The organism is Acinetobacter lanii, assembly GCF_011578285.1.
Classification (GTDB): domain Bacteria; phylum Pseudomonadota; class Gammaproteobacteria; order Pseudomonadales; family Moraxellaceae; genus Acinetobacter; species Acinetobacter lanii.
The window spans coordinates 2,662,366-2,675,992 of sequence record NZ_CP049916.1 but is presented as its reverse complement, the minus strand read 5'-3'; the positions used below and the strand labels follow the sequence as shown (position 1 = coordinate 2,675,992).

At 42.1% G+C, this 13,627-nt stretch carries 12 protein-coding genes; 11 read left to right on the top strand and 1 reads right to left on the bottom strand.

The window, feature by feature from the left end; translation table 11 throughout:
- Positions 1-7: 7 nt before the first annotated feature.
- Genes filD through filF form a run of 3 tightly spaced genes read left to right on the top strand, consistent with a single transcriptional unit; the run spans position 8 to position 5,087 of the window.
- Positions 8-1,672 (top strand): putative pilus system OmpP1/FadL family transporter FilD, encoded by a 1,665-nt coding sequence (filD, locus tag G8D99_RS12085; protein WP_166326286.1) that lies wholly within the window; start codon positions 8-10, stop codon positions 1,670-1,672.
- Positions 1,672-3,138, top strand: coding sequence for a putative pilus assembly protein FilE (filE, locus tag G8D99_RS12080; RefSeq protein ID WP_227554327.1), 1,467 nt, complete (start codon positions 1,672-1,674; stop codon positions 3,136-3,138). Before filD ends, filE begins: the two co-directional genes overlap by 1 nt.
- 26 nt (positions 3,139-3,164) lie before the next feature.
- Positions 3,165-5,087 carry a putative pilus system protein FilF gene (gene filF / locus G8D99_RS12075; RefSeq protein ID WP_166326284.1) on the top strand — a complete coding sequence of 641 codons (1,923 nt, stop codon included), beginning with the start codon at positions 3,165-3,167 and terminating at the stop codon, positions 5,085-5,087.
- Positions 5,088-5,188: 101 nt separating this feature from the next.
- On the opposite strand, the gene G8D99_RS12070 is transcribed toward filF, so the two are convergent.
- A complete protein-coding gene (locus G8D99_RS12070) occupies positions 5,189-5,737 on the bottom strand; it encodes an NUDIX hydrolase (RefSeq protein ID WP_166326282.1) in 549 nt (182 codons plus the stop codon).
- A 130-nt stretch (positions 5,738-5,867) separates the two neighbouring features.
- On the opposite strand from G8D99_RS12070, the gene G8D99_RS12065 reads away from it, so the two are divergent.
- The 8 genes from G8D99_RS12065 to G8D99_RS12030 all read left to right on the top strand — a co-directional run bounded on the left by G8D99_RS12065 (position 5,868) and on the right by G8D99_RS12030 (position 13,621).
- Positions 5,868-6,485 carry an NUDIX hydrolase gene (locus tag G8D99_RS12065; protein ID WP_166326280.1) on the top strand — a complete coding sequence of 206 codons (618 nt, stop codon included), beginning with the start codon at positions 5,868-5,870 and terminating at the stop codon, positions 6,483-6,485.
- 283 nt (positions 6,486-6,768) lie between these two features.
- Positions 6,769-7,299: a gamma carbonic anhydrase family protein gene (locus G8D99_RS12060; RefSeq protein ID WP_166326278.1), complete on the top strand. Its 531-nt coding sequence runs from the start codon at positions 6,769-6,771 to the stop codon at positions 7,297-7,299.
- Positions 7,300-7,447: 148 nt separating this feature from the next.
- Positions 7,448-8,116: a tRNA (adenosine(37)-N6)-threonylcarbamoyltransferase complex dimerization subunit type 1 TsaB gene (gene tsaB / locus G8D99_RS12055; protein WP_166326276.1), complete on the top strand. Its 669-nt coding sequence runs from the start codon at positions 7,448-7,450 to the stop codon at positions 8,114-8,116.
- Between the two features lie 8 nt (positions 8,117-8,124).
- The gene (locus tag G8D99_RS12050; protein WP_166326274.1) at positions 8,125-8,949 is read left to right on the top strand and encodes an undecaprenyl-diphosphate phosphatase; all 825 of its coding nucleotides are present in this window, start codon (positions 8,125-8,127) and stop codon (positions 8,947-8,949) included.
- Positions 8,943-9,773, top strand: coding sequence for a class I SAM-dependent methyltransferase (locus tag G8D99_RS12045; RefSeq protein WP_166326272.1), 831 nt, complete (start codon positions 8,943-8,945; stop codon positions 9,771-9,773). The genes G8D99_RS12050 and G8D99_RS12045 overlap by 7 nt, the downstream gene beginning before the upstream one ends.
- 130 nt (positions 9,774-9,903) lie before the next feature.
- Positions 9,904-11,346, top strand: coding sequence for a C13 family peptidase (locus tag G8D99_RS12040; protein WP_166326270.1), 1,443 nt, complete (start codon positions 9,904-9,906; stop codon positions 11,344-11,346).
- Positions 11,347-11,421: 75 nt separating this feature from the next.
- Positions 11,422-12,258: an S-formylglutathione hydrolase gene (gene fghA / locus G8D99_RS12035; protein ID WP_166326267.1), complete on the top strand. Its 837-nt coding sequence runs from the start codon at positions 11,422-11,424 to the stop codon at positions 12,256-12,258.
- Between the two features lie 250 nt (positions 12,259-12,508).
- Positions 12,509-13,621, top strand: a complete 1,113-nt coding sequence (locus G8D99_RS12030) for a YjgN family protein (RefSeq protein ID WP_166326265.1) — start codon at positions 12,509-12,511, stop codon at positions 13,619-13,621.
- The last annotated feature ends 6 nt before the right edge of the window (positions 13,622-13,627 follow it).

Here is a 13,627-nt window from a genome sequence, read left to right as displayed (position 1 = left end):
TGAGGGTATGAAATACCATCGTATACATCCATTGGTTGCCGGAATTATTCTTGCTGGATGTAGCACCCCCGTTTTTGCTCAGTTGGGGCAAAATTTATCTGTAGATGTTCGATCACTTTCGATGGGGAATGCGGTAACCGCAGATCCGCCTGGCGTGAGTGCGGTACATTTTAACCCCGCAGCATTGACCAAGCTCAAAGGGTTGCAGACTGATGTGCAAGGTCTAGTCGCCAATTTCGATGTCAAAAGAGAGTTTTCGGCACCAGGTGGCTATGAGGTCTTTGGCTATTCAGACGATCCTTTGGTGTGTAATGATGCACCGGATAACCCATCGAGCCTATGTACCGACTTTAAAGGCACGGTCAGTGGTGACGTTGAATATGCAAGTTTATATATCCCGATTCTGAAAAAAGTCGTCGATTTAGGCGAGGGGTGGCCGGTTGCCGCACCTACTGCTGGGGTTTCCTATAATCCACCGGGGTCAAAAATCACCTACGCAACCGCCATTTATGCACCAATGGTGGCAGGCTTTGGTGCTGAAGATGGGAATCCCGGGAATTATATGGGACAGCAAGTGGCGATGGAAAGGATTACCTATCTATCGCCATCGATGGCTTATCAAGTTAATGATGAGTTATCGCTCGGGGCCTCGATTGGTATGTCTTACCAAGCCATTGCTCTTAAAACTGATTTACGCTTGCCCAATGAATTGATTGGGGTATTGCGTATGGTCGATGAATCGGTGTGTGCGCCGTTCCGAGAAAACTCCAATATCATCACCGATATCATGTTGTTTGGGATCTGTAATGCCAATGAAGGCATGAATCCATTTTCTACTTTCGGGAAAATGGATGTGGCCTTAGAACAGAGCCTCAGCCCAAGTTATAACTTGGGGGTGATGTGGGAGCCTTCAGATGAATTTGGTTTAGGTTTGGTTTATCAAAGCGCAGCCAAAATGCGTTTAAAAGGCAAATTCCAAATCCAAAATGCCAATGCGCCACGTGAATTGATCAACGGCTTAAACTCATCGCCAACCGGTCAAATCTTAGCCGCGATTTTAGGTTTTCCAAGTAATATTCCGGCTGTTGAATCTGGTTTGTTGGGCATGGATTTAGAATATCCAGCCCATTTCCAAGCGGGGATTAAATATAAAATCTTGCCTGATTTGCAAGTCAATGTCGATGTCGGTTGGACCGATTACTCGGCATGGGACAAATTTAAATTTGAGTTTGACCGTCAAATCAGTGCTCTAAAAATTGCCAAGCTGATTTCCAATGATGTCACCGATACCTCGCTGTCTTTCCCCTTAGGTTTTCAGTCTTCTTGGAACTGGGGCATTGGGGTTGAATATTCGGCCAATGACCGTTTAAAACTCCGTGCAGGTTATGAGCCTCGTACTAGTGCGATTCCGGATGGGAAGCGTAACACCATGGTACCAATCAATAACGCACAAATGTTCGGTCTAGGTCTTGGTTATCGTTTTGATGAAGATACCGATATTGATTTATCGGTTGCGTTCTTAAGAAGCCGTGACAATATTCCTGCGGGCTCAAGTTCTTTGGGTAATGCCGATGGGGTGAATAATATTATTTATAACCCCTATGCAGGACTGAATGTTGCGACCAATACCAAAGTGACCATTTTGGGTCTGAACTATAGAACGAGATGGTAATGGCACAACAAAAAAGACTTCTTTGCATCGGTCGAATAAGCCTGTTAGCGGCATGTTGTGGTATAGCGTCATCGGGATTTATGGCTCAGGCAATCGCTGCAGAATTTTTTACCATCATTGGACCTGATGGTCGTCCAATGGTGGTACAACAGCGACCTGAGAAAAAATCAAAGCCCGCTGATAATGTTGCTCGCCCACAAAAGCAAACAGATCAAGATTCATCACAGAATCAACCTCAATCATCCAGTCAGAGACAAGTAACAGGTCAAACACAGCCATCGAATGCGATCGCTTTACCTCAGTCTCATGCAATCGAAACTAAGCCAAATAAATCAAAACCAATTAAATCCGAACCAACACAGTCAAACACATCTGTTGAAAATGAATCTAAGCTTCATTCAAAAACGCCACAACAACATGGATCAAAAGGACAAGTTGCTCAAAAGAGTGATCAGTCGATTCCAGTGAAACAAAAAGACCGACACCCACAAGTACAAACTCAGCAAAAACAAACATCTCAAAAAAAATCGTCAGACGTTTTGGGCTCGACCACTAGTGAGTCAAAACTAGAACAGACTCAGCAAGTTCAAGAGCAAAACACGACAAAGCATCCAAGCAAAAATGTTGACTCTAAGATTTTAAATTCAATACAAGTACCTTCAACTTCTGCAAGCAATCAAACGCAAAAAGCACAACCGAGCAGTGTGCCATCGACTCAAGCTCAACAGGATGGGATAAAGCAGGCTACAACCCAACATGTGCCTAAGCCGCATCAAAATATTACTGAGATTGATGGGGTTCAATATGTCGATAATGAGTATTTAGAAGATAAAGAATTTAATATAGAAGGGCGTAAGCGCTTTTATGTGATGCCGGACTCCAGTATCGCAGGCTCAAGCCGTTTTGAAACAGTCGAACGCGAAAAAGGCATCAGTAAGTCAGTGTTTTCTAAATTTTTAAACAATGCACCGAAAGCATCGCCGCCTGTGGTGCTTGCACCGACCTATTATCGCTTACCCAAAGATCAAGTGGTGCAAAATTTAGAACAAGCGTGTTTCAGCGGCAAGAAAATAGACAAAGCCAAAGAGCTGAGCTTGGATAATACCGAAGTCGGGTTTTGGCCAGTCCCCCCAATCAAAGAAAAGTTTGTCTATGATGTGGTCAAGCTCGACAGTTCTGTTGAGAATATTCATTTTAGCTCTTACGCTTCTTCACAAAAAAATCCGACTTATTACTGGCCATTGGTTGTATTTTTAGACCAGCAAGGTTGCGTGATTGAAGGTGTCAGTGGATTTAAGAATCAAAACACCGAAGCCAATCAATTAAAATTTTCTGCCTTGGAAGGCGTACTGAAAAAACCAAATCAAGCCAAGTATTTGTTTATGACCCCTTTGGCTGAAGCCATAGATGTTGAGCAAGTACAACTTTCCAATAAAGGACAAATCAAACTGAGTGTTTTGCGTTAAGTGAACATTAAAGTCGAGCATAAAAAATGAAAAATAAAATTTTACTCCCCTTTGCATTATCCAGTTTAGTTTTAGCACTTTCGGGCTGCGGTGGTGAAAGTACCAGTATTAAAGAAGATCCATATGCGGGGGTGAAAACCTCAAGCAATGGCTGTGAAGCCAGCAGTGAAAAATGTCATGCCTTTGTGATTTCCTATCCAGTTGCAGGACTGAATTTTGACTGCAGTAGTGACATCAAGAATCATTTTGTGACTGAGCTTGAAGGCAATACTGTTACCGGTGGCTGTGCGGTGGGGGATAAGGTCAGTTTCTATATTCAAGGTGAAAGCACCAGTCGTAAAATTGAATTGGGACAAGTGGATTTAGCGAAAATTGCGCCTTTACGGGTCAGCAATCAGCCGGTGCAAATCAGTTTGTTGGACATTGCCAAAGGCATGACTGGTAAAGATGCAACCGAAATGAATTTGAACGATGCTACCTTTAAAACTATGGTGGCTTTGACTCGTGTGTTCCAAGCGGTTGGATTGACCCAAGACAGCAATACTGAAACTGACCTGCAACCTGTCGATTTATATCAACAGCTCAAAGATAAACTGAGTATTTTGCCTGAGAATGTTAAAGCGAATGATTTTGTCGATGGTAGTTATGCAAATGACATGAAAGCTTGGCTAGATGTGTCCAGCGTGAGTGAGCAAAGTGCTGAAACCCTTGCCAAGCAACAGTTGAATTTAAAGAACGTGAATGTTTATAGTGCCAATTTCTTAGCAATTTCTGCCTTAAATGTAGATGTTGGCGGTTTCCATGGGGTGAGTCAAACCAAGAAAGAATCGATTGCCAATCTGTATGCGATTACCGACCGACAAGGCTATAGCATCGGTTATGCAGTACAGTGGAGAGGCGTACCTTTGTCGGTGAATAATCCAATCAGTGATATTGGTCGCATCAATCTGCTCACTCAAGCCGTGCCTGAAAAATTAAACACCGTTGCTAGCGGCAAAGCTGAAACCAGCATTCAAAATTGGATTAATCCGCTGACTGATCGTATTCAAAACCCGCTGATTTTAAAGAAAGCCATTGGATCAGCAGATCAAATGAATATTTTCCAAGGGAAGCTACTTAATCAAAAATCCATTGCCGGTACGGAGTATATGTATAAAAACTTGACCGGATCGACCACTGCGCCGTCTGACAGCACAGTCTATGGTAAATGGAATCAAAACATTGAGGGTGAGAATTTCACTGGTTCAATTGATGTGTATAAAACCAATCCAGCGACCTATTTAAGCAATGAAATTTTCAGAACGGTGAACACAGTCAAAGCTGGGCAAAATTATATTTTCCCACTGTATGCAAATCTGACCTTTAAGTTCAATGACCCAAGTATTCCAAATCAAGTGGTCGGCATTGTGATTGATGAACAGGGGGATATTCGGACCAACCGTACCAATGACAATTTAGCTTCAAACCAGTGTAATTCAGTCGATGCAAACCTTGTCGATACGGTAACCAAGGCGCAACAATACCGTATAGGCACAACAGGGGCAGCTAACTCAAGTGCCAATGACAAGTCGATTACCATTCGTATGATTTTAGCGCATCCGATTTTTGGTAACTTAGATGGGGCTTTAATTGGCTTGAATGAAAGCTTTATGTATTTACCACAAGCGCCGAATGGTGAAATCTATGCCTCATCTTCAGGTGGGGTACGTTTGAATTTACAAAACTTGGTGGTGAATAATTCAACCCAAAATGGCATTAACATCAGCAGTTGGTCAGGTGATGCAGCCAACTCAGCCAATTGGATCAATATGCATGCGGTGGCACAAACCATTTATGAAGCTGCCAATAAAGACAATGCCAATGTAAGCTCGTCTGAATTGGTTAAACGTCAGGGCGGGACGATTGAGAAAATTGATTTATTGCCGTGTTATCAAATTAAGCAAAAATAATCCATAAACTTAAGCATAAAAAAATCCATCATTCGTGATGGATTTTTAATTTTTGGCTTTGCTTGCAAGAATTGCGTTAAACCAACTGGTCTTTAGAGCAATTAACCGGTTTGGTCTAAACGGCTGCCCAATGTTTCCAAATGGGTTGGAAAATGGTTGTTTTTACGATCTTCAAAATAATGACGTAAGGTATGCTCAACACTTGGAAAAGCCAATTCTCCCCAAGGAATTTCATGTTCTTCAAACAGGCGACTTTCAATGGTTTCTTCACCAGCACCAAAGCGACCTTCGACCAATTTGGACTTAAACAAAACGTAAATTTGACCGATCCGTGGAATGTTGTACATACAATACAATTGTTCGATTTCCACTTCAGCCTCAGCTTCTTCACGGGTTTCTCGTGCCGCGCCTTGTTCCATAGTCTCGAACAGTTCCATATAACCGGCAGGCAATGTCCATAGCCCATAACGCGGTTCAATGGCACGTCGACACAGTAAAACTTTATCTTCCCAAATCGCCAACGAACCACAAATCACTTTGGGATTGACATAGTGAATGGTTCGACATTGCGTACAAACTTGGCGAGTCTTGTGATCACCTAAAGGAATTTGTTCTGTTGTTGGTTGTCCACAGGCAGTACAGAAACGCATAAGCTTGATTGAAATATTGAGATAAACTCAGCATAACTTAAAACGCATCGTTTCGCATCATTTATAGCCGAAGCGATTCAATTTCATATATGATGTAACAACAACAAAAAATGGACTTTGAGTGATATCGATGACGGATCAACCCCTAACACAACTGTTGCAGCAGCGCCTACGCTTTTCCAAACGTATCCAACCCGCGCATGCCGCCGTGTTAATTGCCATCACCCATGAGGCAGATCCTAAAATTCTTTTGACTCGCCGTTCTCTATATATGAACAACCATGCTGGTGAAGTGTCCTTTCCGGGTGGCAAGCGTGATCCGAATGACACCAGTAATATTGTGGTGGCGTTACGCGAAGCCTATGAAGAAACTGCGTTGAATCCTTTTGATGTTAAATTATTGGGTGACTTACCCATGGAACGTTCACGTTCGGGTCTATTGGTGAAACCCATTGTGGGACTGATTCCGCCGAAAGTGCAGTTGGTGGCACAACCGACCGAGATTGATCGTATCTTCTTTGCATCACTCAAAGGCTTAATGCATTCTACGCCATCGCCTTATGAAGTGCGTTTAGCCAAACAATCGATCTATTTTCCAAGTATACGAATTGAAAATGAAGTGGTGTGGGGACTCACCGCACGGATATTGATTTCATTATTTCGCTATGGTTTAAATTATCAAAAGACTTGGCCATTTCTACTCAATTCACCGAGTTTTAAATCCGCGATTTTTAAGAAAATTGATTAGTGAACTATAGATCTCTTGCAAAAGTCGAAATATGTTAAAAATTAAATAATAAAATGAAGATTGAAAGGTTTTTTTTCACTTTGCAAGAAGGTTAGGATGAGGAAAATTTTCATATAAATCCTCTCCCTAACCCTCTCCTTTAAAAGGAGAGGGAACTTTCATTATGAATTAAACCATGGTTGAAATTTGATTTATGCAAGAAGTCTTATGATTCAGTGCACTAATTAAGATGAAACAAATTTAAAAGATAAAACGAAATAGATGTGAAAAAGGATAGTCCAATATGATGTATTCATTTCAAGGCATGTCACCTCAGGCAACGCATCAACCGTGGGACGGTTGGGTGGCAGAAACAGCGACTGTGATTGGTCAGGTTGAATTGGGTAAGCAAGTTAGTGTCTGGTTTGGTGCTGTGGTGCGTGCCGATAACTGTAAAATCAAACTGGGTGATTTCACCAATGTGCAAGAAAATGCGGTACTGCATACCGACCATGGCATTGAAATGAACATTGGTAACTATGTCACCATTGGGCACCAAGCCATGCTGCATGGCTGTACCATTGGCGATAACAGTTTGATTGGGATTAACGCCGTGATTCTCAACAATGCAGTGATTGGTAAAAATTGTATCATTGGTGCCAATGCCTTGATTCCTGAAGGTAAAGTGATTCCCGATAATTCTTTAGTGATGGGTTCGCCGGGTAAAGTGGTGAAAAGCTTAGATGAGTTTGCCGAAGCCAAGCTTAAACTGAGTGCCATGCACTATGCAGAGCATTATAAAAATTTTATTCACTTAGAAAAATTTGAATTTTAACTCTTGTTTTAGAGGGCAGGATTTTTAATATCAAGCGCATGATCTGTTGGACGTATAAATAACAGCAAAACATCACAGAGAATCACTCGCTTGAATAAATCGAGTGGAGTATCATTGTCGTCATTTTTAACGATATATAGGATCATGCATGAAATTGCTTGCATTAGAATCTGCCAATGAGCAGTGCTCAGTTTCGTTAATTGATGAACATCAGACCCTGTATTTTCAACTAGATGCACGGGCCAAGGCGCAGACACAAACCATTCTGCCGATGATCGAGCAAGGCTTTCAACAGACACAGACGCAAGTTGCAGATTTAACGGCAATTGCGTTTAGTCGTGGTCCGGGTTCATTTAGTGGTGTTCGGATCAATGCGGCAGTGACGCAAGCCCTTGCTTGGTCTAATGATCTGCCTGTGATTCCTGTGTCAACGCTACAAGCTTTGGCACAAGCAGCCTATCGTGAACAACAACTAGAAAGCGTGACTGTGGTGATTGATGCCCGCATGAATGAAGTCTATATCGCAAGTTTTAAACTTGATGATCAACACATCATGCAAGCGGTGGATGAAGAAAAACTGCTGAATTATGTCGATGCTGCGAACTATCAACAATTCACTTTAGTGGGTTCAGGTTCGGCGTTGGTCAATGCTGAGGCAACGCAATTTAAAGCCATCACTGCCAATGCAGAAGATATTGCCACGATTGCACGCTCACAGGCATTGGCAGGACAGTGGGTCAGTGCTGAGTTGGCATTGCCGGTTTACTTACGTGATGACGCGTGGAAAAAAATTCCAGAACAAACAAAACATAACTAGGGATTTCTATGGATCTTTTACTGCTGCTGAAAGCAGCAATTATGGGTATTGTTGAAGGTATTACTGAATTCTTACCGATTTCGAGTACTGGTCATTTAATTTTGGCCTCAGAATTGATGAATTTCTGGACCAAAGAAAAAAGTGATTTGTTTGTGGTTGCTATTCAAATGGGCGCTATTTTGGCGGTCATTTATGAATATTGGGGCAAACTTTGGGGCGCGGCAACAGGTTTGGTTTCTGGAGAGCCGAAAGGACGTCATTTAGGCATTAGCCTGATTTTGGCGTCTATCCCCATCATGCTAGTGGGGTTAACCTTTGGTGAAACCGTTAAGACGGTTTTATTCAATGATATTTCAGTGGCAATCGGTTTGATTGTAGGTGGTCTGATCATTTGGTGGGTCGAAAAAAATCCACCAAAAGTGCATGCCGCTGAAGTTGAAAATATCTCGATCAAAGAAGCGATTTATATCGGCTTGATTCAAGTGTTGGCGTTATTTCCCGGTACTTCACGTTCAGGGGCAACCATCATTGGTGCGATGATGCTGGGTGTATCGCGTAAAGCAGCCACTGAATTCTCATTTTTCTTGGGGATTCCAGTGATTGTGGGTGCAGGTTTACTCGACTTGGTGAAGAACTATCAGATCTATGAAACGGGTCAAGATTGGGCAACCTTCTTTGTCGGGCTGATCGTCTCTTTTGTTTCTGCATTGATCTTGATTCGGGTGTTGGTGGCCTATGTTGCGAAGCGTGATTTCATGGTCTTTGCATGGTATCGCATCGTTTCAGGTTTAATCATTTTATTATTTGCATTAACAGGTTGGAAGTTATGGTAAGCGAGATCCGCTTATTTGTAGAACACGACTTTCTCGAGAAAGCACAGCAGTATTCTGCTGTGCTTTCTTCTCGTGGGGTGTCGGTCAATATTCAATCTGTAGACAAGTTAAATGCGCGCTTTTTAAGGTTCAATCCGGATTTGGCTTTATGTGTTGATCAAGATGGACTGTGGTTATGTGCCCATGGCATGAAAATGCAACCGGATTGGAAAGCGGAAGTCGGGCGTTTAAAGCGTGCCAGTTTAAAGTCAGAAATGATTGCACGTGCCTGTAATCTAGCGGAAAAGCCGAATTTAATTGATGCCACAGCAGGCTTAGGGCATGACAGTTTATTGATGGCGCACTTGGGTGCACATGTCACTTTGGTGGAACGTCATCCGATTCTATTTACTTTGCTTGAATCTACTCAAGCACAAGCAGCGCAAGATCCATTTTTAAGCCCAGTGGTTGAACGCATTCATTTGGTTTTTTCAGACTCTGCCGACTATTTGCAAGCACAAATTGAGCAACAGCAAATGGTGGATGTGGTTTATCTTGATCCGATGTTTCCACAACGCGATCAAAATCAAAATGCCATTAAAAAACAGGCACAAGTCAAAAAGCAGATGCAACTGTTGCATATGTTATTGCCTGAAGATGGCGAGATGGATTTGGGCGACAACCTATTAAATCTAGCCAAGCAGATGGCAAAACGTGTGGTGGTAAAGCGTCCACGCCTTGCCGTTTTTCTAGATGAGCAAAAACCCGATCACCAATGGCAAGGTGATGCCTGCCGTTTTGATGCCTATTTTCAAATCCAAACATCAGAACAACCCACAACATAGTTTGTGGGTAGTTTGGTAAGTGGTTAAATATTCACCTAACAACTGTTATATAGTTAAAAGTGGCATTGATAAAATTTTAACCAAGCATAAACTAAGAATGCTGATTTAGGCACCTGCAAATAGAACATCTATGATCGATCTAAAACCCTCCATTAATTTTTGGCATGACTTTAAAAGTAACCAACGCGCAGGGATCTGGTTATTTTTGGGTTCTCGAAAGTCACTACAAATTGTCCGTCCTTCGATTCTGCAACTCATTTTTTGGGGGGTATTGGGGGCGTGTGCCAACAGTTTATTTAGCTGGCTGATTGCAGGTGAGTTAGGGGAGTTTAATAAACAGGGCTTAGTCAGTTATGCCTTGTGGCCGTTTATTGCCTTGATTGTCGGGATCTTCCTATCACAACGAACCAACAATCCACGTTTGATGTTGGTACCCGCGTTGTTGTGGTTGGTGTTAGATACACATATTGCGCTATTACAAAGCTTTATCCAGTACTTAGGGATTTTGGATTACCTGCCCAATTTCACTTATGATTATTTGCCGACCATTTTCATGGTGTTGTTCGTGTGGCAAAGTTTGGCTGTAGTATGGGTGTTTGCCCGTGAGTTGAAATGGCCATGGTGGGAGCGTGCTTTGATTATGCTCACGACCTTATTTACCTTGGTCGTGTGGCAAATGGCAGTCAAAGAACAACCGATTTGGAAAGTTGAAGCGGTTCCACCCTCAGTATCTGAACAAACTTTTTATTCACAAAGTCGGGTCTTAAATAAGGCTCTAGAGCAAATTCAATTTGGTGAGTTTGCCCAGTCGCATTGGTATTTTATGGGCGTGGCAGGGGTCAGTTATCAAGATGTCTTTAAACTGGAAATCCAACGGATAAAAGAACAATTTGATACTCGTTTTGGCACCTTTGGTCGTTCAATTGCTCTGATTAATAACCCTGAAACACAAACTGAAATTCCATTTGCCTCAAAAACCAGTATGGAATTGGCACTGCAACGCATTGGCGCTCAGATGAATCGTGAAAGCGATGTGTTGTTCCTGTATATGACCTCACACGGCTTACCCAATCAATTTGAAATGGAAAATGATCCGATTGATTTTGATGATGTTGATCCAAAATGGTTAAGAGAAACTTTGGATAAATCGGGCATTCGCTGGAAAGTCATTGTGATTTCATCGTGTTATTCAGGTAGTTTTATTCCTGCTTTGCAGTCACCAGATACTTTAATTATTACTGCATCTGCCGCAGATCGATCTTCTTTTGGCTGTTCAAACGAAACCGATTACACCTATTTTGGACGTGCTTTCTTCGATCAAGCAATGCGTGAACAACAGACTCTTAAATCTACCTTTGATGAAGCATCGGCAACCGTAGCCACTTGGGAAGAAGCACAAGGCTTTGAACCTTCTGAGCCACAGTGGGTGATGGGTAAAAATATGGAATTGATGTTGCCACAGTTGGAGCAGCGCTTATTTCCACAAACGGGGGCAAAAGCAGTATCAAATGAAACCCCAAATTTGATGATGAGTGAGACATTTCAAGCTGAAAAAGTAGCGCAAGTACATTAATTATCGTGCTATTGAATTTTGGTTTATTTAATCTTGAATTTAAACACGCAGTAAAAAACACAGATGAGGGATAGCATGCAACTGCTTCAGAAGAACAAATGCTTTGATGGTGAGCAACGCACCTATCAAATTGAATCTGCATGCTTAAAAGGGTCAAGCAAATTTGCAGTCTTTTTACCGTCTCAAGCTTTAGCCGGGCAACAGTGTGCGGCCTTATTTTATTTAGCGGGTTTGACCTGTACTGAAGAAACGTTCGTGATTAAAGCGCATGCTCAGCGTTTAGCGGCACAATTGGGCTTGATTTTAATCAGTCCGGATACTTCGCCACGTGGTGATGACGTTGAGCAAGGCGACAGTTGGGATATAGGGCAGGGCGCAGGGTTTTACCTGAATGCTACCCAAGCCCCTTGGGCTGAACATTTCAAGATGGAAGATTTCTTGATTCAAGAGCTTTATCCGTTACTGTTGCAAGAACTACCGATTTTAGAACAGTCGATCGGGATTTTTGGGCACAGTATGGGCGGTCATGGCGCATTAACTTTGGCCTGGAAATACCCTGAAAAATTCAGTTCAGTTTCAGCCTTTGCGCCAATCTGCGCACCGATACAATGCCCATGGGGACAAAAAGCCTTTAGTCAGTATTTGGGTACTGATCAAAGTAGTTGGACACAACACGATGCAACTGAATTGGTCAAATCTAAGGGCGCATTGTTTAGTGAAGTGTTGGTTGATCAAGGCTTAGATGATCAATTTTACAGTCAACTCAATCCTGCCTTATTTAAATCCGCTTGTGATGTGGCGGGGCAAAAGATAAGTCTAAGAGAACATGCCGGTTATGACCACGGCTATTTCTTTATCCAAAGTTTTATCGATGATCATTTGCAATTTCATGCCTTGCAGTTGCAAAAATAAGCATAACAATGTGGATTGGAGCACTTTTCTTATCCACATTTTTATTATTTAATGGTTTAAATGTTGCTGAACATTGTTGCAATTGATGATTTTGCAGATTAGTTCTTTGCTCATTAAGCGATAGCTTTTATCCATAATTTATAATGAAGATTGCTCTTTGGCTTAGATACATAGAGCTTGCACATGTTTTAAAATTTATAACTATATGACTTCTTTAATTTTTTGATATAGATCCTTTACGAGAATAATAATGTCACATTCAGATTTACCACCTTTACCGTCTTCCGCATTGCCTGAATTGCATGAACCTTTTCCATTGTCAGATGAAGAGCAGAATCGTCCTGTATATATGGGACGTGAATTCCGCTTCCGTTTCCATGGTCATGCCATGGAATATTTTGGCATTTGGATTGTCAATATCGTGTTGACCATTGTGACACTCAGCCTATATGCGCCGTGGGCGAAAGTGCGCCGCCTACGCTACTTTTATAACAATACCGAATTTTTCCACCGCTTTTTTGATTTTACTGGGGTGCCAACCAAGATTTTAGTCGGACGCTTAGTCGCTTTAGGGATCTGGGGACTATTTGCTGTGGGGTCGTCTATGGAGATGACCATTGCAGCCTTTGGTGGGGTGTTGATTTACTTGGCCATGCCTTGGCTAGTACGTGCCACCATTCGCTTTACCGCCAGAAACAGTAAATTTGGCAATAGCCGCTTTTATTTTGAAGGCACCAGTGGACAAGCCTATAAACAGTTTTTTATTGCAGCACTGATTATCATTTTTACTCTCGGTTTATTTACCCCTGTTGCGATTTGGTTGTATAAGCGCTATACCATTGATTATCTCTATGTCGGGCAACTTAAATTTAAACTCAATGCCGATTGGCCGAGCTATATGCGTGCGGTTTATGTGCCGATTCTACTGTTTATTGCCGTCCTGATTGCGGCGGCTGTATTGATCGTTGTTGCACTGCCAGTGGGCAGTGAGTTTTTAATGCGCTACACCACTTATTTAATAATGGTGGTCTATGGTGGCGGGATGCTGTTTATTGGGCCATTGATACAAGCACGTTTGTTTATCACCACTTGGAACAATACAGCGCTAAACAGCAGTCAGTTCAAAACTGATGCTAAACAATGGCAATATGCCTGGATCGTTACCACCAATTGGATCGCAAAAATAATCAGTATTGGTTTGTTGTCGGCATGGGCAGCGATACGTTTATATCGTTACCAAGTCGAGTCCTTGAGTTTGCATTTACAAGATGATCCAAACTTGATGATCAATATTGCACAACAAGATCATAGTGCGATTGCAGAAGAGATCAGTGATATTTTTGATCTCGATATTTCACTTTAAGTCAGG